The 19,239-nt window shown below is 44.5% G+C and carries 18 protein-coding genes; 8 read left to right on the top strand and 10 right to left on the bottom strand.

Annotated features, from left to right (window positions below):
- The 8 genes from DLM75_RS12670 to DLM75_RS12630 all read left to right on the top strand — a co-directional run bounded on the left by DLM75_RS12670 (position 1) and on the right by DLM75_RS12630 (position 6,488).
- Entirely contained in the window at positions 1-489 is a 489-nt protein-coding gene (locus DLM75_RS12670) for a hypothetical protein (RefSeq protein WP_118968874.1), read from the top strand.
- Positions 490-646: 157 nt separating this feature from the next.
- Entirely contained in the window at positions 647-1,447 is an 801-nt protein-coding gene (whiG, locus tag DLM75_RS12660; protein WP_118968872.1) for an RNA polymerase sigma factor WhiG, read from the top strand.
- Between the two features lie 29 nt (positions 1,448-1,476).
- A complete protein-coding gene (locus tag DLM75_RS12655) occupies positions 1,477-3,465 on the top strand; it encodes a FapA family protein (protein ID WP_118968871.1) in 1,989 nt (662 codons plus the stop codon).
- 8 nt (positions 3,466-3,473) lie between these two features.
- A complete protein-coding gene (locus tag DLM75_RS12650) occupies positions 3,474-3,833 on the top strand; it encodes a hypothetical protein (RefSeq protein WP_118968870.1) in 360 nt (119 codons plus the stop codon).
- Between the two features lie 48 nt (positions 3,834-3,881).
- Positions 3,882-4,943: a hypothetical protein gene (locus tag DLM75_RS12645; protein WP_118968869.1), complete on the top strand. Its 1,062-nt coding sequence runs from the start codon at positions 3,882-3,884 to the stop codon at positions 4,941-4,943.
- Positions 4,943-5,224, top strand: coding sequence for a DUF370 domain-containing protein (locus tag DLM75_RS12640; RefSeq protein ID WP_069607657.1), 282 nt, complete (start codon positions 4,943-4,945; stop codon positions 5,222-5,224). The genes DLM75_RS12645 and DLM75_RS12640 overlap by 1 nt, the downstream gene beginning before the upstream one ends.
- Positions 5,221-5,784, top strand: a complete 564-nt coding sequence (locus DLM75_RS12635; RefSeq protein WP_118968868.1) for a guanylate kinase — start codon at positions 5,221-5,223, stop codon at positions 5,782-5,784. The genes DLM75_RS12640 and DLM75_RS12635 overlap by 4 nt, the downstream gene beginning before the upstream one ends.
- 341 nt (positions 5,785-6,125) lie before the next feature.
- Complete coding sequence (locus DLM75_RS12630; protein ID WP_147456631.1) at positions 6,126-6,488, top strand: hypothetical protein; 363 nt, start codon at positions 6,126-6,128, stop codon at positions 6,486-6,488.
- Positions 6,489-6,588: 100 nt separating this feature from the next.
- Here DLM75_RS12630 and DLM75_RS12625 read toward each other — a convergent pair whose 3' ends face one another.
- The 10 genes from DLM75_RS12625 to DLM75_RS12570 form a co-directional block, all read right to left on the bottom strand.
- Entirely contained in the window at positions 6,589-6,978 is a 390-nt protein-coding gene (locus tag DLM75_RS12625; RefSeq protein ID WP_118968866.1) for a TOBE domain-containing protein, read from the bottom strand.
- A gap of 11 nt (positions 6,979-6,989) precedes the next feature.
- On the bottom strand, positions 6,990-7,637 hold the full coding sequence (locus tag DLM75_RS12620; RefSeq protein WP_118968865.1) for a periplasmic-type flagellar collar protein FlbB: 648 nt from the start codon (positions 7,635-7,637) through the stop codon (positions 6,990-6,992).
- A gap of 158 nt (positions 7,638-7,795) precedes the next feature.
- Positions 7,796-8,368, bottom strand: coding sequence for a flagellar export protein FliJ (gene fliJ, locus DLM75_RS12615; protein ID WP_118968864.1), 573 nt, complete (start codon positions 8,366-8,368; stop codon positions 7,796-7,798).
- Between the two features lie 4 nt (positions 8,369-8,372).
- Positions 8,373-9,737 carry a flagellar protein export ATPase FliI gene (gene fliI / locus DLM75_RS12610; RefSeq protein WP_118968863.1) on the bottom strand — a complete coding sequence of 455 codons (1,365 nt, stop codon included), beginning with the start codon at positions 9,735-9,737 and terminating at the stop codon, positions 8,373-8,375.
- An 856-nt stretch (positions 9,738-10,593) separates the two neighbouring features.
- Positions 10,594-11,517 carry a flagellar assembly protein FliH gene (gene fliH / locus DLM75_RS12600; protein ID WP_118968861.1) on the bottom strand — a complete coding sequence of 308 codons (924 nt, stop codon included), beginning with the start codon at positions 11,515-11,517 and terminating at the stop codon, positions 10,594-10,596.
- A 3-nt stretch (positions 11,518-11,520) separates the two neighbouring features.
- Complete coding sequence (locus tag DLM75_RS12595) at positions 11,521-12,489, bottom strand: FliG C-terminal domain-containing protein (protein WP_118968860.1); 969 nt, start codon at positions 12,487-12,489, stop codon at positions 11,521-11,523.
- The gene (gene fliF, locus DLM75_RS12590) at positions 12,489-14,189 is read right to left on the bottom strand and encodes a flagellar basal-body MS-ring/collar protein FliF (protein WP_118968859.1); all 1,701 of its coding nucleotides are present in this window, start codon (positions 14,187-14,189) and stop codon (positions 12,489-12,491) included. The genes DLM75_RS12595 and fliF overlap by 1 nt, the downstream gene beginning before the upstream one ends.
- A gap of 946 nt (positions 14,190-15,135) precedes the next feature.
- Positions 15,136-16,275 (bottom strand): M23 family metallopeptidase, encoded by a 1,140-nt coding sequence (locus DLM75_RS12580; protein WP_118968857.1) that lies wholly within the window; start codon positions 16,273-16,275, stop codon positions 15,136-15,138.
- On the bottom strand, positions 16,268-17,266 hold the full coding sequence (locus tag DLM75_RS12575; RefSeq protein ID WP_118968856.1) for an N-acetylneuraminate synthase family protein: 999 nt from the start codon (positions 17,264-17,266) through the stop codon (positions 16,268-16,270). Before DLM75_RS12575 ends, DLM75_RS12580 begins: the two co-directional genes overlap by 8 nt.
- A gap of 15 nt (positions 17,267-17,281) precedes the next feature.
- Positions 17,282-19,237, bottom strand: a complete 1,956-nt coding sequence (locus DLM75_RS12570) for an LTA synthase family protein (protein ID WP_118968855.1) — start codon at positions 19,235-19,237, stop codon at positions 17,282-17,284.
- Between the last annotated feature and the right edge of the window lie 2 nt (positions 19,238-19,239).

The raw sequence follows: 19,239 nt of genomic DNA, 5'->3' as shown, positions 1-19,239 counted from the left end.
TTGAATCTCCAGGTTTTATTCATCGCGGTTTTTGCCGTCATCGCGCTCATCGTTAGCCCGATCTGCGGATTTCTGGCAGGGAACCAAGTCGGTCATATTATTTTAGTCTCCATTCTTTCCACGCTTGCCTTTGCCGTTTTCGGTTTTGGTGTACATGCGATTCTGGAAATGAAAGTTCCTGAATTCTTAGATTTCCTCTCCAATCTTACGGGAGAATTTTCCTCTGCTTCTTCTTCCGGTGACGAAGGATCCGGAGGCTCAGGATTTCGGGATTATTCAAGTCAAGCCGGGGATTCCGAGTTTGCTACGGCTTCCGCGGACGGTCCTTCTTCTTCCGAAGTCTTTGCTTCCGCGACTCCAAAACGTCAGAAAAACGGCAACTTTGGAGATCATATCATGGTCGAAAATATAGCGATCAAAAACGAACCGAAACTGATGGCCGAAGCGATTCGAACGATGCTTGCGAAAGACGACATGGGAGAAAAGTAACAATTTCTTTCCTAAATATTGTACAAAACGGCTCAGAATCGCAATGAGACAAAAAACTGCTTGATTTCCCTGTTTTTGCCTCAAAAAATGCTATTGCAATTTTCTGAGAAGCTCGACACTTTAGAATGAAGGTCAAGGTTTTTCCAGATCCGAGCTTATGTCCAAAAAGTATGATAAATATAACCAGCAGGATGAGACGGAACTATGGAAATCCTATCGGGATACCAAAGATCAGGACATCCGAGCTTACCTCGTAGAAAAATATTCTCCCTTAGTCAAACACGTTGCGGGTAGAATCGCGATCGGAATGCCGCAAAACGTCGAGTTCGACGATCTCGTTTCGTACGGAGTTTTCGGACTCTTAGATGCGATCGAAAAATTCGATCCGGATCGTTTGATCAAATTCAAGACCTATGCGATGACTCGAATTCGAGGAAGTATCTTTGACGAACTTCGATCGATCGATTGGATTCCGAGATCCATCCGACAAAAAGCAAAACAACTCGAACAGATTATCGGAATGTTGGAAAACAAAGAAGGCCAGCAGGTGGACGACGAAGCCATCGCAAAAGAGCTGGGCATTTCGATGGAAGAATACAACACTCTTCTAACCAAGATCAGCGGCACTTCTCTCGTTTCTTTGAACGATATCTGGTTTCTCGGAGATGAGAACGACGAAGTTTCTTTTATGGAAACCCTCGAATCACCGATGAATATGAATCCGGATACGATCATCGAAAAAGAAGAAATCAAAAACGTAATCGTAGAAGCAATCAAAACTCTCCCTGAAAAGGAAAAGAAAGTCATCGTATTGTACTATTATGAAGATCTCACTTTGAAAGAAATCGGAGAAGTTCTGGAAGTAACCGAATCCAGGATTTCCCAACTTCATACAAGAGCGGTTTCTCGTTTGAGAAGCAAACTCGGAAAAGTGAAATCAGTCATCACTCGTAAGTAAAGAATTTATTTACCAGGATACAAATCTATATGGGTTCCCTGATTCCATTTTTAGAAGACCAAGGCCGGGAACTGGATCGAATCCAGAAAGAGCAGGTGGAAGTCTACGGGGACACGCTTGAAAACTCTCTCCGACTCGCCGCTAAACATCTCAAAAAACAAATTCACGAGTTGGATTACGTCGTTCTCAAACGCGGAAAGAAAAAACTTTTCGGTCACGAGCCCTGGCATATCCGCGTTTCCATTCTTCCGGAGGATAATTTCTTAGACGAGCTCACCGAACTCGACAAAAAGCTGACCGGTGGTTCCGGAAAACTCGTTTCCAAGGATCTCAAAGAATTCATCCAACCGAAGGACAAGGACGGAAGATCACTCGTCCAAATTTTCAGAAACGGAGTTTATCTCACCGTTTTTCCACCGTTAGGCGAAGGTCGTCACGTTGAAATGGACGAGGTTACGAAAAAACTTTCTCTAAAAGGTGTTTCCGTAGAAGACGAAAAACTCGTCCGTAAACTCGTGAAGGAATCTAAAGGTGAGGCGGTGATGATCTCGGAACAAAAACCGAGACAGGGAATGGAAGCCAAGATGATCTTGGATATCACTCCCGATAAGATGAAGGCGAAAGTCACGATTCTTCCTCCAAGACCGGGCGGAAGGGATTTGGACGTGAAGGATGTCGTCAATCATCTCAAAAACGCCGGAGTCAAATACGGATTCAAAGAAGAAGAGATTCAAAAAAAACTCGAAGAAGAATATTTCAATCAACCGTTTCTCGCCGCGGAAGGAGATTATCCGATCAACGGCAAAAACGCTCAGATCATCTATCACGTCCGGACGAGTAAAAACGTTTCTTTTCGGGAAGACGAAACCGGAAGAGTGGATTTCAAGGATCTCGATCTGATCGAGAACGTCGTCGTCGGTCAGCTTCTTGCTGAAAAAATTCCCGCCGAAAAAGGGAAATACGGACGAACTCTTTTTAACGAGCTCCTTCCCGCGAAGGATGGAATCGACACGGATCTCAAACAAGGAAAGGGGACGATTCTTTCCGAGGACAGAAGTAAACTTACCGCGGAAGTCAACGGTCAGGTAGTTTTCGCCACCGGAAGATTATCCGTCGAAACGGTCTACAGAGTGAACGGGGACGTCGGTATCAAAACGGGGAACGTCACGTTCTTAGGTTCGATCGTAATTACGGGTAACGTGGAAGATAATTATTCCGTGAAAGCCGCCGGTAATATCGAAATCTACGGAACGGTTCAGAAGGCAAGAGTGGAAGCCGATGGAGACATTATCATTCGTCAGGGTATTTCCGGAAGGGAAGAAGCCCATATCGAATCCACAGGTGGAAACGTCATCGCTAAGTTTATTCAGAGTGCGACCGTAATCACGGAAAAGGACGTTCTGGTTCAGGAAGGAATTCTTCATTCGTTTGTAAGCGCCGGAGGAAAGATTCTCTGCAATGGAAAACGTGGGCAAATCGTGGGTGGAACGGTGCGTGCCTCCGAACTCATCGGTGCGAGAAGTATCGGCTCTTCCGCAAACCCTGCGACCGAACTCGTGGTCGGAATCGATCCGAAAGTGCTCAAACAAATCGCGGACTACGAAGCGAAGATGCACGAGAGCCAGTCCAAACACGAACAGGTATTTAAGAGTCTCAAGACCCTGCAGGCAAGAAAGGAATCCGATCCGGCCTCGTTTACGGAAGACCATCAGAACCAATTGGTGAAAATGCAGAAAGCCGTGGAAAAACTGGATTCTAGGATCAAGGAATTTGAGACAGAGATCAGCAATCTCAAGAACTATATGGAAGAGAAATCTTCCCACGGTAAGATCAGCATCGAAAAAGTCCTCTATGGTGGAGTTACGATGAAGATCCGGAATTCGGATTTTAAAACACGAAATGAGATCAAGAATAAGACGTTTGTCGAAGAGAACGGGATGATCCGTCAGGTGCCTTACGAAGATCCCGATCCGGACAATAAAAAAGACTGGAGAAAAAAACGAAACCGTGGTAATTAAACCATAGGATGCGCCTCAGTGATACTCTTTTAGGCTATGGACAGGCTCCGGACATGATTCGGAGACAACAGGTGGAAAACCCGTTTACCATGCCCCATACGATCTCCGAAACGGCTCGGGTCGTAAAAGAGTACAATGATACCAGAAAATACGCGGTCGAGCTGTACACCGACGTGTTCTCCCTTTCTCCGGAATCCAGGGAAAGAATGGTCTCCGCTCGCAATCAGAAAATCGACCAGATCCGGGACAAACTCAAAACATACAAACCCGCATCGGAAGGTCAGTCAGAATTGGTCACATACTCTGCGGGCGGTGAAAAGGCGACTAACGCACCTGCCAACCGAGGTAGAATCGAATTCTTCGCTTAATCTTATTTCCGTGGGAATGTTGTTGGAGACGGTTCCGGGGGAAAAGATATGGAGCTTTTTGCAGTTTTAGCGATCAACGCCGTCATTTCGGTGGTGCTGTATTATACGATTACATCCAAAGTCACGGAAAGAATCCGGACACACATGTTAAAGAAGATCAACGAGGAGATTCGAGATTTCGTGGACGAACTGGAAACGGAATCGATGAGACAAGTGGATCTGATCGGATCGAGAATATTAACCTTTAAAGAAATGACGTTGAAAGTGGAAGAACTGGTAAAAAGAATCGAGCAAGCTACCACCCCGGGGATCCTCAATACGATTCAAAATGAAACCTCCACTTTGAAGAATGATTCTTCTTTTTCGATGAGCTTACCGTTTCAAGATGTATCAAAACCATATGAAAAAAACCTGAATGCGAGCGTCTCCGGTTTCGTTCAAAAAGGTATCGGAAATATCTATAAGGAGAATTTGGAACTCATCAAGGAAGAGGAAGAGTTCGAAACTCCGAAACAACAAAGATCCCCGTTGTCCCAAACCAATCCGTATTCCCAAAAGTCTGCTCCTAAGATTCAGCCCATCAAAAAAGAAACTGCACAGGCAAAAACGCAGGAAGAAGTTGTTCCCGGTTCCACGTCGAATTTGGTATTGGAGACGATCGGCAAGGGAGTGAGAAAATTTTTTGGGATCCAAGAAATCAAAGCCGTAGCCCAAAAAGAATCCGAGGCGAACGATTACTTCCCCGGAACAAGAAACACGACCCTCGATATTTCGTTGGATGAGGATCCTTTTTCACCCGTAGAAGAAAATCCGAGTGCGTTAGGCGGAATAGCAAACTTCAAAGATAATCTAAAATCGAAAGAATCGGATTTCGGAAGAATTCTTCAGGAGAACGTGACCGGTTACAAACCGCCTAAGCCTGATTCGGCGAAGATTTCCGCTGAAGCCGCATTATTGGAAGTGGGAGAAGACTCCACAAAAATCGAGAAAGTTGTTTTCCTTTTAAAAAGAAAATATTCCCATGAAGAAATTTCCGACGCACTGGATTTGGCGCTTGGAGAAGTGGATATCATAGAAAGATTCAGGTTAGATAGAAATAGGAGGTTCTGATGTCCCAGTTTAGCGTATTGAACGTAGGATTCGGGAATATCGTTCTGGTTTCTAAGATCGTAAGCATCATTCATTCGGATTCTGCTTCGGCAAAAAGGATTCGAAATGAGGCAAAGACGAACAACAGTTTGATCGACGCGACTCAAGGTAAAAAGACCCGTTCGATTATCGTGACGGACAGCAATCATCTGATTCTTTCCAATTTAAGAGTAGAATCTCTTACAAGAAGAATCGAGTCCCGAGACAATTCCATCGCATCCGAAGAGGAAGAACTAGACTGAATTCTCCTAAACTTTTTGTTCTCTCTTCCGTCGCCGGAGGAGGGAAGTCGACCCTGATACAGAAACTTCGTGAGAACCATCCGGAAATTTTGTTTTCCATTTCCTGCACCACTCGTTCCCCTCGTCCCGGGGATAAGGAAGGAGTAACGTATCATTTTCTCTCCAGAGAAGAATTTGAAAAGGGAATCTCTGAATCCGCTTTCTTAGAATACGCTATCGTCCATGACCAGTATTACGGAACGCCTCTAAAATTTATCGAAGACGCGTTTCAAAAAGGAGCTTCGGTGATCATGGATATTGACGTCCAAGGCGCGAAGATCATCAAAGAAAAACTACCTTCGAAAATCGTGACTATCTTTATTCTTCCACCGAATGAAGAAGAGTGGGAGAAACGATTGAGAGGTCGTGGGACCGACTCGGAAGAAAACATCTTGAAGAGAATTCGTAATGGAAAAGAAGAATTGCGTCGCCAAGACGAATTCGATTTTAAGATCGTGAACGACGATTTGGAAACGGCTCTCAAGGAATTGGAAGAAATCGTATTTTCGAAATCGAAATGAGAATCGGGTCAATTTCTTTTTTACGTTCATGTAGGAGTTCCTACAAAACGGGGAACGTCTTTTTTTCTTGAAGATTTTTCATTTTCCGATATGGCAGATTTTGCGAATTTTTCCCGCCACCTCACCCCTCCACCCAAGATCAGGGTGGGGCCCACGCGCTTTTTCGGCGGGGTCGGAGTTCCGACAGGGGGAGGTTTTTTATCGGATGAGCATATTTTATTTCGGACTGAAATTCTTTTTTGAGTTTTATCCCAATCGAATTTATGATCCGCCGTATATTAATTTTTTTCGCAAGTTCCCTTCTTTTTTTCCAAACTTCCGTATCTTTTGGTGAGAGAAAAATGATTAAAAATGACTCGAAAGAACTTTTAAAACGTTTAAAGAAAATTCCGAATCTGTTTTTGGAATCGAAGAAGTTGGCGGAAAAAAAAACGAACTTAGATCCATATCCTTTTCTGGAAAATCTCGCGAAGGAATTTCGTGAAGCAAGAAATTCTTTCCAAATCGGAATTCCCTATCGGCATATCACGACTTGTTCTTCCAATGAACATCGAATCCCCGAGGTGAAATACGATGTTTTTATTTTCTCCAAAGGTAAGGAATTGAAATTTTCAATTTTGGAAAGTAGACTTCACGAAATCGAAAAACACGAAGGTTCCTTTCTAAAGGAAGAAGAGAAAATTCTTAACGAATTCTTTCCCTGATTTCCAGGTCTTTCTCGGGTAAGGCCTGTCAGTCGGGGCGGTCGAGCGGAATATTTTCTAACATTCCGATTTTTGCAAAAACCGTTTTTTTATTTCTACGTTATCTGCAATCTGGAGAGTCGACTAGAATAAAAGGCATCGTCGTCGCGACTCCATTCGCTTTGAGTTCTCTATCCTTGAGGTAGAATCCGCAAACGGAAACGGAGCTTCCCACTTGCACATTTGAAATCAAGGAAGGGGCATCCGAATCTAACGCGACCGGTTTTCCTGAAAAATAAACTACAAAACGAATCGAGTTTCCTTTATAAAGAATTTCCGAGACGGTTCCGGCGATCTGAATGGTCTTTCCAAAGGCCGCCGAAGGATTGGAAACAAGTTCGTAACCGCTTACTTTCGGAGGAGGGCCGTTTTTTTTCTTTCCTGAAATAGAAAGTGGAACCAGAAAGAAAAAAGCGCAAAAAAGAGTTAGGAATTTATAATATTGTTTCATCTTTTTCTCCGTTATGGATTTGCTTCGACTGCGTCGTCCGGAATTCCGGGTGTTTTGATTCCACCTGATCGACTGAGCCATTTGTTAGTGATCATCGCTCTTCTATCCGCAGGGAAGAGGGTCAAAAGATAGGTGGTAATGGTAGGTCTCCCTTCGTCTTCAGCGTCCTTGTCCATCTGAATAAAAACGTCTATGATATCTCCATCAGGCCAGTTTAAGAGCATCCCTACTGCGGAATCAGGAGGCATATTCCCGACTTTATCGGCGAGCACTTTTACCAATTTCTGGCGGCTATTTTTTTCCGCTTCTGAAGATTTCATGTCTTTCTCTTTTGTGATAAGACCTTTTCTCATCTCTTCGAGTTTTTCCATCTCCGCTTCCAGTCGCCCTTTTTCCGCGAGGAGTTCGGCCTTTCGTTTTTCAAGCTCGTCCAATTCTTCCGCAAATCTTTCTTGAGCCTTCGTAAATTCCAGCTTTTGAAGTTCGGAAGGGGACTCGTTGTCCTGATTCACGAGGCCAGGTTCCTTTCTCAAAAAGGGAAAAATATCGGAGGCATTTATGATCTGAAAGTAATCAAAAACGAAAAAACCGATTCCTAAGAGAAAGAAGATGAGAAGCACCAGATAGGTGGCTCTTGCTTTGTCGCTTAACGATGCCATATTAAACCTTTAGGTCGATCCGATTCCTGCTGATTTTATTTTCCAATTCTTCCGCCTTCAATTGAAAATCGGTGATTTTCTTCTGAAGGCTAAGCATAGAATCCGGAGGTACGGAAGAATTTCCGGAAGTCGCATTCAAGATCTTTTGAAAGATCGATTCACTTTTTGAATCGCTCGTAGAGTTTTTTAAGCTCTGAGAGCCCTGCGTCGTCGTTTGCGCTTTCTGCGTTTGTTCCCGTATCGAATGTAAAGATTCTCGGAGGCGGTTCAGATTGAGTGGATTCACGGATTTCTCTCCATTGGATGGATTTTAGCTGATTATAATGTTCTTCGAGTTCGAATTTCTCTTTTTTAAAATAAAGTTTTCGATATTGTTTATATTGATTGTCTTTTAAGATTTCTAATATCTTTCGATCTTTCTGCGCGAGGATCAATTCGGATCTTTTCGAATCGAGTTCCGGTTTTTTCTTATCGATATCCGATTCTAAATTTTCGTTTTGGGTAATAAGAGAGCGGATATAACCTTGGTGCAGTTGGTAGTCTCTCAGAGAGGCTCCGTGGAGAGAATAGGATTCTCCCGTGAGAAGGTCGATCTGCTTTTCATTCTCCAGGATCTCGTTTCGAATCTGGTTGATTTCGCCTGCAACTAGGGAAAACGCTTTGAGTTTTTCGTCTTCCTTCTTCTTTCTAAGATTGAGAACTGGTTCCAGGCTGAATTCAAAACGTTTCAAGGGATTAGAATTCCTCGTCTTCTTGTTCTTCTTCTAAAATTTCTTTTAGGCCTTTGACTGCTTGCGAGAAAGTGCTTCTTTCATGGATCTTTTGTTTCAGATAACGATCGATCTTATCCTTCTTTCGGATCGCCATATCGACTCTTGGATCGGAACCGGATACATAGGCGTTCAGGCGGATCAATTCTTCAGCGGAATTATAGACGCTGATGAGTTCTCGAATCATTCCTGCTCTTAGGTTTTGATCTTCCGGTGCGATTCTTGCCATGACGCGCGAGAGCGAAGCCGGGATATCGACTGCAGGATAATGATTTCTTTCCGCGAGCTTTCTGCTGAGGATAATATGTCCGTCGATATATCCTCGAACAGCGTCTGCAACTGGATCTTCCATTTCATCCGCTTCGGTTAAGACTGTGTAAAAACCGGTGATGGTTCCGCCGGATTTGGATGTTCCGGAACGTTCCACGAGCTTGGCGAGTTTAGAAAAGACGGAGGAGCTAAAACCTCTCGTGATCGGAGGTTCATGATTCGAAGCGGAAATTTCTCGGTTGGCTTGCGCGAATCTTGTCAAGGAATCCATCATGAGGTTTACGTGTTTTCCCTGATCTCGAAAGTATTCCGCGATAGCGGTAGCGAGGAGGGCGCAGTTGACTTGTTCCATCTTGGGAGAATCGGAGGTCGCCGCGAGGACGACGGATTTTTGGAGTCCTTCTTTTCCTAAATCTAATTCTATGAATTCGTTTACTTCTCGTCCGCGCTCTCCGACGAGGGCGATTACGTTTACGTCCGCATCCGTATAGCGCGCGATCATTCCTAAGAGGCTGGATTTACCAACTCCCGAGCCGGAGAAAATTCCAACTCTCTGTCCTCTTCCTATGGTAAGAATTCCATCGATTGCGCGAACCCCGGTCATGAGGATGTCTCGGATGATCGGACGGTCCAGTGGATTCGGGACTTCGGCGTCCGGAGGGCGCTCTTCCTTTGTGATAATATGACCTTTTTTATCGATGGGTCTTCCTACACCGTTGAGGACCCGACCTAGGAGTTCTTTCCCGACTGGAATGGAGAGTTTGCGTCCTGAGGAAAAGACAAAGGCTTCTGGATAGATTCCTTCCACGGGGCCGAGGGGCATAAGAGTGTAGACGTGTCCCTCGAACCCGACGATCTCGCATTGGAGATATCCTTCTTTTCCGCTCTTTTGGACATCCATGAGTTCGCCAATTTTAGAATCCGGAGGACCTTCTGAATAGATGACGTTTCCAGAAACACGAATGACTTTGCCGGATTTCCGGATCGTTTCCGTCCGATCCATAATCAGGAAATATTTGGACATGACGTCTATTTTCTCGTGAAATTTCTTTTCAATCATAGGAGGTCTTCGGAATTATCTCTTGGTATCCAGGATTTGTCGGAAAGTCAAGTATCTATGCGAAAATAAAAGAATTATGTCTCTAATGAAGAGGAGAGAACGAGTGAGATAGATGAGCCTCTCTTGAGAAAGGCCTTTGTCGTACATACGACGGTCCTCCGTGAAATCGGATCGCCCCTCCCTGATTGGGTGGTGGAGGTGGGCTGGCGGGAAAAAAACGAACGAGTTTTCCTTAGCACAAAAAGCGAGTTTCGTAAATTTAAATCTTTGAATTTTACCTTTGTCGGAATTCCGACGAAGATTCGAATTCAACCTTACTCTTTGAATTCTCTTTTGGAGAATCCTTTTTGCGAAATCTCGGCTTCCGTCACATGCAAGTTTTCGCTTTGGAACCAAGTTTGTAGGAGTTCCTACAAGAGGTAGGTGAGTAAAAAAACTTTGCAAAAATGAGAATTCTGTGATAGAGAAAAATTTCGGAATTTTCCCCGCCCCCTCACCCCTCCACCCAGGTTTAGGGTGGGGCGCCGACTTTTTCACAGAAGAGTTGTCGTAGCCCCCACAATCGGAAGAGGCAAGACGAAAGGGAACAGATCTCCCTTCTTCGAGTGGAGAGATTTTTCGCGAAACGTAGGATCTCACACTCGTTTCAAAGTTCAAAAAAACTTTCCTAAGCTGGAACTGAAACGGATCAAAAATTTCACTCCCGAACCATGTGGGAGCTCCCAAAAAAAGAAAAGATCTCCCGGAAAACCCGGGAGATCGATAAGAAGGGAGAAGAATGTCTTGGTTAAAAACAAATTCAGAAAAAGGAGACGGAGAAACGACCTCGAAATTTTCCCCAAAAAAAAGTCCCTTTTTAGATCGGCTCCGCATTTCGAATGGCTTCCTCGATTTCTTTGAGCTGAGTTGAAATCCTCGCGTCGATCGCTCCCACGTCCGTCTCGATGATAACACCTCCACGATCCACACGCGAATCTTCGTAGATATTGACCTTGCGAAGAGATTCCATAAGTTTGATAAGTTCGTCTTTGTGAGCTGTCGTGAGTTCCAAGTCCGCGAAGTTGACCCGAATATCCACTCGGTCTCTGTCTTTGATTCTCTTTAAGGCTTCTCTAATATTGTTGAGAACGATTTCCTTTCTCTCAATGATCTCGTCTTTGATCACTTTTCGCGCGATGATCAAAATCATCTCGACCATCTGTTTCTCGGACGCCTGAATGATTTCTTCTCGAATATCGATCGCCTTACCGACGATGGTTCCCAAACGGTCGATGAGTCTTCGAACTTCACCTTGACCTTTTTTGAAACCGACTTCTCGTCCGGCATCGTAACCTTTTAAGTAAGCCTCGTGTTCGATCTCCGCGACCTTCATCTCGGCTTCTTTGATCATTCTCTCGACTTCCATCTTCGCACGGTCGAGAATCTGTTCCGCTTTTGCTTTTCCGGTATCTTCTTCTAATTTAACTTTTTCTTTGGAATCTTGGATCATCTGGAAGGCGCGCTTGCGTCCTTCTTCCTCGATCTCTTCCGATTTTTTTCTCGCGTCTTCGAGAAGTTTACGAACCTGTTCTTCGTTCTCTTCTCGATAACGGCTCAGTTCCGCTTCGATCTCTTCGATCGAAGGGCCCTGATATTGTTCGATGATATTTCCTTCTTGGTCTACCTCGAACTCTTCGGCGTCCTCGTCTCTGTGAAATTTTTTGTATTTATCAGGAATCGCTAATTCTACCTGATCTTTGATGTCAGCGATTTGAATCGGTTTAAAGACGAGTTTGGCCATCGGTTACGTAGCTCTCCAAAATTTGATACTTCCTTCCTCGATCTCTTCCCGGAGTCTTTCGAGAATTCCATTCTGAGCCGTCTCCATTTCCGCGAGACTGATCGGACCCATGGAATCGGATTCCAGGCGAATCGAAGCGCTCAGAGCCGGTTCTAATTTTTCAAGAATCCGGAGCTGAATTTCCGTCTCCGTGCCTTTGAGCGCACAGGCGAGAACGATCGGATGAAAAGAAGAAAAGAATCTATTCAAAGGTTCTCTTTCTAAGAATAACAGATCTTCCATCCGAAAGAAGTGTTCAATTATATTTTCGGCAAAACCGGGCCTCTTCTCGCGGATTCGATCGAAGATTTTTTGAGAATCTCCGGGATTGAGTCTTCCCAAAAGGTCCGCGGCCTTTTTTCCTCTCTGGTTTCGAGTCGGAAGGCTCTTCTCTTCCAAAGCGAGCGCTTCTAATTTGAACTTCAGAAAGCGTTCCAGGCGATTCTTCTCATACTCGCTGGAAAGGTCGAGATCATGGATTTGGATGAGGATTTCTTCTTTTCTCGATTCGGGGAAGTCGTTTAACACCGCGGCGGACGCGTCCGGGTTTCCGAAACAAAGAACCAAGGCGATCAGATCCGAATTCTCACCCGAAACGATTCTGGAAATTTCTTCCGCGCTTTTCTGTTTGAGGTCTTGTAAGAGATCTCTTTCCTCTTTCTCTTCTTTGAGAAGAGCTTCCAGTTCCCGAATCAGATTGAGACTTTCGGGATCTATATTCTCCTCTCTCTGAATTTTGGAAAGAGAACCTAAGAAAGAAGAGAGAATTTCTCTCTCTTCCTTGGAATCGGGTTTTCCCGTTTTGTGAAACGTCTCGAGAAGTTTCCCCGTCGTCTCCGGACCTAAGTGGCGGTAGACTTCCGGAGGGAGATGTTCTCCCAAGATCCGGAGAAGACTTCCCGCTCTATTTTGTCTGGACGACAGGGAATTCATCAGCTTGCTTCCTCTTCAGAGAGCCAAGTGCGGAGAAGCTGTGCGACTTCTTCCGGTTTTTCCCTTGCGAGGTTGATCGCGTTTTCGAGGAGTTCTCTTCGATACTTTTCGTCGAGAGAGAGTTCCACTTCCGCACCACCTTCGTCCATGACTCGGAGGGCCGCTTCTCTCATCATCTGCTGTTGAGCCGCGAGTTCTTCTTCTCTGAGTCTTCTTCTTCTTGCGATTTCTTTCTTAACCGCTCTGTAAACCAGGATGCTTACGATGAGGAGAAGAATGATGATCAAAGACGCGATGATCATTTGGCGGATCGCTTTCTGCTTGCGGAGTTCTTCGTCTTCCGCGGCGAACTGAGCCGATCTGTCTTTTGGAATCGTGATTACGGAAATCTGATCCCCTCTCGCTTTATCGAGACCGACCGCGGCTTCTAAGTTCTTCCGAATTTGTCTGAGTTCGTCGTCCGAAACCGGAATGTATTTTCTTTCGTATCCGGTTCCGTCTTCTTTTTCTTTCTTTTCCCACATCCCGTCGATCACGACGGAAAGGTTGATCTTCTCGACTTTCCAAGGTTGTTTTTGAACTTCGGAAACTCTTCTGTTGAATTCGTAGTTATTGACGTTTTCGGATTTGCTATATTCGGATTTTTGATAGTCCGTATCCTTGTATCCGGGAGGAATGTTCGGCTCGGTTCCGGCGGGACCATCCGGAGTAAATCCTCTTCCTTTGAAGTCTTCTTTGGTTTCTTTGGAAGAGACTTTCAAAGAATAACCGTCCACGAGTTTTAATTCGGAGTAGGGAGTGTTCGGGTTATCGGGAATCGCGACGACCGGAGAAACGGAGTTGTCTTTATAGGATTCTTTGTCCCAGTTTAAGTTATATTCAAAACGTGTAATGTCGACTCTTTCTTCGCCCCCGAGAAGCCAACGAAGTGTGTTTCTCATATCGATCAATCTTTGGATTCTTTGTTCTTCGCCGATTCTTAACTTTTCCTGAACGATTCTGAGTTCGAGCCTTTCCTTTTCGAGATCTTCTTCGAAATCGCTGATGATCTTACCGTCCGCGTCGGCAACGCTCACGTTTTCCGGCTTTAACTTCGGAACCGCTCTCGAGATCAAGTTTACGATCCCTTTTACTTCCTTTCTGGAAAGAGATTCAACGCCGGGAATGTAGTGAAGAATAACGGAAGCTTTTACTGGAGAAGCGTTTGAGGAGAAGAGTTCGTCTTCGGGGAATGCGATGTTGACGTATGCCTTGTCAACGGAGCGAAGTGTCATCAAGGATTGTTCGATGGCCCCTTTGAGAGCTCGATATTTCTTGATGTCCTTGTCGAACTGGGTCTCGGTGAATTTATCCACGTTGAAAAGTTCCCAACCTTGAACTCCCGCGGGGATTAAATTTTCCTGAGCGAGTTTTGTGACAATCTCTTGTCTTTGTTCGGGGTCGACGGTGATGATGCTCGTATCGGAAGTTCCGTATTGGTAACCGAGAGAATCCAGCTTTTTGGTAACCTCGGCGAAATCCTTACTCGTGAGATCTTTGAAGAGGACGACTCGGTTCTTTTGCAGAGAGATCGTAGAGAGAATCCCGATCGCTACGATGACGGTTAACGCAACTCCTCCGAGGATGAGTTTTTTGGTCGTGTCCAGAGTTGTGAAAAACTCTCGAACGTTATTAATGATTTTCTGCAATTGCTCTGGCATAGCGAATCTCCACCGAATTTACAATACGGGACATAATCAAATATCGGAAAGAAAGTACAATCCCTTTTCTAAATTTTTTAGAAAATTTTAGATTGGTACACAAATGTTAAGCGCAGTGAAATGCGAGTATTCGTTATTTTGAATGTGTTTGTAGATGTAAGCTTGTGTACTCAATCTTTGTGTAGTGAAAAAGGATTCCGAAAAACCTAGTAGGCGTTAAAAATTGAATGTAAGACGAACGAAAGACGAATATGGAATTCTTCAGTCTTATGCTCGGGCGAATTATTCTCCGCCTTGGGCGGAGAATAACCGCGCTCTCAGCTTCAGTCAAGAAATTGTGTCTCCCAGAAGAATATTATAATGTACGAATTTCAATTTCTTGACTCCGCATCGATCGCTTTCGCGGTCCTCAATCCCGCAATGATTCTAAAAATTTTGCAAACCGTTGGAGTCTGCAAAGAAAACGTCTCCGGTTTTTGATTAAAGATTTGAATCTTTCGTTTCCATTTCCTGACAAGATGAAAAAAAGTCGAAGATAAGTGAAAAGCCAAAGAATGCTGATGCCTGTCGAATGCGGCGTTGAACCCGAATTTTTTCTCCAAGTTCCCGCCTTTCTACGATACAATGGGAATCATTCACTTTTTCATTCCATTGTGACGAAAGTGAACGTTTTCAAGTCTTCGATTCTGCGAAGGAAGGTCCGCAAATTACGGAGAATCACTTTTGTTTCGACCGTCCATTTTCCGAAGGATAGGGAGAGTGGAATTGCTATCCTACTTCTCAGAACGCAAAAAAACGGCCGTGCTGATTCTAGGATAAACGATGTAGAACGAATGTTTCTAAAAAATTAGGGTCGGAGCAAAGGATAAGAGAAGAGGAGGTCGTGTTCTTTCAATCGTCATTTTTAAAACGATTGAGAAGAGTGGAATTTTCGATTCCCTTCTCTTCAATCCGCTCCGCTTCGTTTGAAAAAATACTGCAAAAGTTTTCGAACCTGTGCCGGAGGAATTCCGTTTCCGAAAAATTCTCCGTCCACCCAAATCTCGAAGTGAAGGTGCGTATTCTCCATCGAACCTTTCGCTTCTTCGATGAGCCCCGAATTGCCGACGGTTCCAACGATTTCACCTTGTTTGATTTTGCTTCCCACCCGCAGATTGTTTTTGATGGAGGAGAGGTGATTGAAGCTCGTCATCACTCCGTTTCCGTGGTCGATCCAAACCTGTCTTCCGCCGAAATCTTTCTCTACGTAAGTAACCGTACCTTTGTGAGACTGAGAAGTATGGTATTCGTAATCGGCTAACGTCATCGGAGAATACGAATGATCCGCGCGAACGACGATCCCGTCTCCCGGAGCGACGGCCTCATCCTGAAAGTTTAGATTTCGAATTTGTCCATCCGCATCTTTCTTTTTGTATATATCAATTCCCTTATGTACTCCGTTTCGATAGACTCGAGGAGCGTTGGGAAGTTGGAAGTCGAGTGCGGGAATGAGTCCGCCTAAAACCGGAAACGTATATCCACGTAGTCTCGGTTCGATTCCGTTGAGTAATCTCTGATTTAGTAAAAGTTTAAGATCGCTGATCACAACTCCTCTTTCGGTCGTATTTGGGAAATAAATTCTTAAAACGGATGCGTCAAGATTTTCAAGTTTGTGAAGGTTGATCAGTTCCACTTTTTCATTCGTAAGGATGGTTCTCCATTCGTCTCGGATCAAAACCTGGATCTCATATCTTTTAACCGCTCTTTCTTTTCGAAAAAGAGGAACTGTGATTTCAAGACCGTTGATGAGACGTTTAGAGCCGAAGTCCACGATGATCCATTCGTTTCCCGGTTGATTCGAGGAATACCAGTGCGTTTGCGGATCGGAGTCGAAAAGGTTAAAACCGCCGTATTCGGCGGAAAAAGCGGAGGAGACGGAATAACTGAATGGCGCTGTCGTCCATCTCCCAAAATCGATAAAGTCCACTTCGGATCCGAAGTTTCCGAAATTCGGGGCGGCCTCGATCGACACTTGCGAAAGAAGAATCAAGAATAGAATTTTTGTTAAGCGTAATTTCATTTTAAATATTATGAAATTCTTATACATGAAACGGTTTTCCGACTTGACCTTTTAGGTGTTTGGTCGTTTCCACTTCCCAAGAATCCAAAAATTCGGCGCTTCTTTGTGTCAGATCCGGTCGGAGTGCGATCGGGTTTCCGTCCTTATCCGCGTATAGGGCTCTTCTTCCGAAGAATCTTCCGTTTACTTCCTCTTTCCAAGGTTTTTTATCTCTATTCCCTCTCATTTTCCAAGCGAGAAGAGCGTTTTCGCAAACGGCTTTTAATTCTTCGGGGTTCGCCGAAATTCCATGATCGGGTCCGTCCAAATTTTTATCGAGTGTGAAGTGTTTTTCGATCATCGTCGCTCCAAGGGAAACGGCGACGGTCGCCGCGACATTTCCTGCAGTATGATCCGAAAATCCGATCGGAAACGGATAAAGAGTACGGAACGTTTCTACGATTCTTAAGTTCGCTTTTTCAGGCGGAGTAGGGTAGAGCGATACACAGTGTAAAAGACAAAGTTTCGTTGTCCCTTCCTCTTCCAAAAAAGAAACGGCCCTGTTGACCTCGAAAAAATCCGCCGCGCCGGAAGATAGGATAACCGGAAGTTTCGTTCTTGCCGTCTCTTTTAGGAGAGTTTTGTTCGTAACGTCTCCGCTCGCGATCTTGATCGCAGGAACCTTTAAAGCCTCGAGGAGTCGCAAGGAACTCACACAGAGGGGTGTGGAAAAAAAGATAAGACCCTCGTTTTCGGCGGCTTTCTGGAATTTTCTATGCATCGATTCCGAAAGTTCATATTTTTTGAATATATCGACTAAGATCTTAGAGTCAGGATTGTTTACGTCTATGAATTCTTCCGTTACGTAGGATTGGAACTTTACCGCTTGAGCTCCCGCTTTTTTCGCCGCGGCAATCGTTTGTTTGCCGATCTCTTCATCGTTGTTGTGATTGAGTCCGATTTCTGCGACGATTACGGGAGGATGTTCGTTTCCGACGTCCACGTTATTTGCGATTGAGAATTCTTTTTGAAAGTTCATGGTTTACTTCGTTTTTTAATTTTTTGGCGGATATATAAGATTTCGGCTCATCAGCTCATAACTTAAGTTCCAAAATGATTTTGCTTTGATATGATAAGATTCGCACTTCAACGGATCATTCTTACATTCTTCCGTTTCTCCGATTCTTGGAGTTATGGAAAAGGAAGAATTTCGAACCTTGTCCGTAAAACTATAAAAGATCCAATTCCCCTCGATCCATCCGAAAAGATTCCCGAATGCAAAATAGGCGTTTCCTCCCTTCAACTGAGGGTCTAAAAGATCCCTTCCCATCGCGGAGAACTGCACCTTCTTTCCCACGATTCCAAGGATCGTCGGTATAACGTCAAGTTGCGAAGAAATTCTCGAGTCCATTTTCGGGGCGATTTTTCCCGGCGCGTAGATCAAAAAAGGGACATTTCTATCTTCGTAGTAGTCCAGATTTCGATGGTGCGCGTGATCTCCCACGAAGATAAAAACCGTATTTTTAAAGTAAGGTGCCTTCTTGACCTTCTCAAAAAAGGAATGAATCGCTTCGTCTGCGTAGTGATAGACGTTGAAGTAGTCCGCTTCCTCAAGTGTGTTCGAAAAAACACGATCGTTCTCGTTCGGTGTACGATAGGGATAGTGTGTGGTAAGAGTAAGTGTCACCGCAAGAAAAGGCGATTTCTGATGCATTAGGGTTTCGTGAAGTTCGCTTAACAAATCTCCGTCATAGTATCCCCAGGGTCCGGGTTTGTATTTTTTGAGAGAGTCGAAATATTCCTGACCTAAAATGGTATCGAATCCCCAATGAGAGAAAAGAAAGTTCATATTGTCAAAGCTCACGTCTCCACCGTGAAGAAATAGGGTCCGATAACCGATCGTTTTTAGAACGGTTCCGAGTCCTCCAAAACGACTGAGGACGAGCGGACTTCTGACTACGGTCAGTCCGGGACCGTCCGGAATTCCGGTTAACGTGGAGAGAAGTCCGTTGGTCGTCCTTCCTCCGCTTGCAAAAAAGGAGGAAAAGTAGATTCCTTCCTTTGCGAGTTCTTCGAAATGAGGAGCGACCAATTTTCCTTCGGGACGAAAGTTCCCGTTCGAGAACGCGTATTTTCCGGTCCAACTTTCCAGAAGAATCAAAACGATGTTAGGCGGTTTTCCGGAAATTTTCTCCTCCGTCTCGCGAAGGAGCGGATACTCGTCCGAGATGAATTTTGCACCGGAATATCCGATTTCGTTTTTTACGGTTTCGATCGCCTTCGGATACGGAACGAGTAAGTTCGGAGGAATGGATTGATTTTTTAGATCCATAATCGAAGTAAATATTCCGTTGAGTGCGAGTTGGTTTACGAGGTGGATTTTCGAAGTGAGAGCATCGCTGGCTCGGAGCGGTCTGGCCTGGAATCCGCCTCTGGCCAACAGAAACAGGAGAGGAGGGATGTAAAGAAGTTGAATTAATTCCGCTTTTCGTGCTTTCAAAATATAAGTATAGTATGATTTACGAATGTAATAAAGGACCGTTACCGGAAAACCGATTAGCAGAAAGGTCAAGGAAATTGTTGCGAGAATCGGATTTCCGACTAAGAACGATTTGAGAATCACAAAAAAATCGAGTCCTAAAAACACAAATCCTTCGTAGCCGAGGTGCTTGTTCGTTTCTCCGAAGTAGAGAACGTCTCCGATAAGGTGGGCGGACGCCCAGAAAAAAATTACGACGGGGCCGATTTCCCAAAATAGATTATAGATTCGCCATCGATTGAGAGGATGGATCGACGAAAGAATAAAAAAGGGACCGAGCAACATCGCGCAAACGGAAAGATCGAATCGAACTCCCACGAGAAAACTCAGAGCGATTTCGAAAAAAGTAGCGGATTCTATCTTAGAATAAAAAACCCCTAAGAAAAAGAGTCTGTAGACGAAAAAAAGAATTAGAAAACCCAGGATATAGGTCGAGAGAATCCTGAGATTTACGGGAATTTTTTTGATCATCG

Source organism: Leptospira stimsonii (assembly GCF_003545885.1).
Classification (GTDB): Bacteria; Spirochaetota; Leptospiria; order Leptospirales; family Leptospiraceae; genus Leptospira; species Leptospira stimsonii.
This window is presented reverse-complemented; position numbering and strand designations above follow the sequence as displayed.

What these genes read in the sequence shown, in the direction of transcription:
- DLM75_RS12575 (WP_118968856.1), bottom strand. Translation starts at nt 17,266, where the DNA reads ATGAACTTTCAAAAAGAATTCTCAATCGCAAATAACGTGGACGTCGGA.
- DLM75_RS12645 (WP_118968869.1), top strand. Translation starts at nt 3,882, where the DNA reads ATGGAGCTTTTTGCAGTTTTAGCGATCAACGCCGTCATTTCGGTGGTG.
- DLM75_RS12630 (WP_147456631.1), top strand. Translation starts at nt 6,126, where the DNA reads ATGATTAAAAATGACTCGAAAGAACTTTTAAAACGTTTAAAGAAAATT.
- fliH (WP_118968861.1), bottom strand. Translation starts at nt 11,517, where the DNA reads ATGGCCAAACTCGTCTTTAAACCGATTCAAATCGCTGACATCAAAGAT.
- whiG (WP_118968872.1), top strand. Translation starts at nt 647, where the DNA reads ATGTCCAAAAAGTATGATAAATATAACCAGCAGGATGAGACGGAACTA.
- fliF (WP_118968859.1), bottom strand. Translation starts at nt 14,189, where the DNA reads ATGCCAGAGCAATTGCAGAAAATCATTAATAACGTTCGAGAGTTTTTC.
- DLM75_RS12620 (WP_118968865.1), bottom strand. Translation starts at nt 7,637, where the DNA reads ATGGCATCGTTAAGCGACAAAGCAAGAGCCACCTATCTGGTGCTTCTC.
- DLM75_RS12595 (WP_118968860.1), bottom strand. Translation starts at nt 12,489, where the DNA reads ATGAATTCCCTGTCGTCCAGACAAAATAGAGCGGGAAGTCTTCTCCGG.
- DLM75_RS12650 (WP_118968870.1), top strand. Translation starts at nt 3,474, where the DNA reads ATGCGCCTCAGTGATACTCTTTTAGGCTATGGACAGGCTCCGGACATG.
- DLM75_RS12640 (WP_069607657.1), top strand. Translation starts at nt 4,943, where the DNA reads ATGTCCCAGTTTAGCGTATTGAACGTAGGATTCGGGAATATCGTTCTG.
- DLM75_RS12580 (WP_118968857.1), bottom strand. Translation starts at nt 16,275, where the DNA reads ATGTATAAGAATTTCATAATATTTAAAATGAAATTACGCTTAACAAAA.
- fliI (WP_118968863.1), bottom strand. Translation starts at nt 9,737, where the DNA reads ATGATTGAAAAGAAATTTCACGAGAAAATAGACGTCATGTCCAAATAT.
- DLM75_RS12625 (WP_118968866.1), bottom strand. Translation starts at nt 6,978, where the DNA reads ATGAAACAATATTATAAATTCCTAACTCTTTTTTGCGCTTTTTTCTTT.
- DLM75_RS12655 (WP_118968871.1), top strand. Translation starts at nt 1,477, where the DNA reads ATGGGTTCCCTGATTCCATTTTTAGAAGACCAAGGCCGGGAACTGGAT.
- DLM75_RS12570 (WP_118968855.1), bottom strand. Translation starts at nt 19,237, where the DNA reads ATGATCAAAAAAATTCCCGTAAATCTCAGGATTCTCTCGACCTATATC.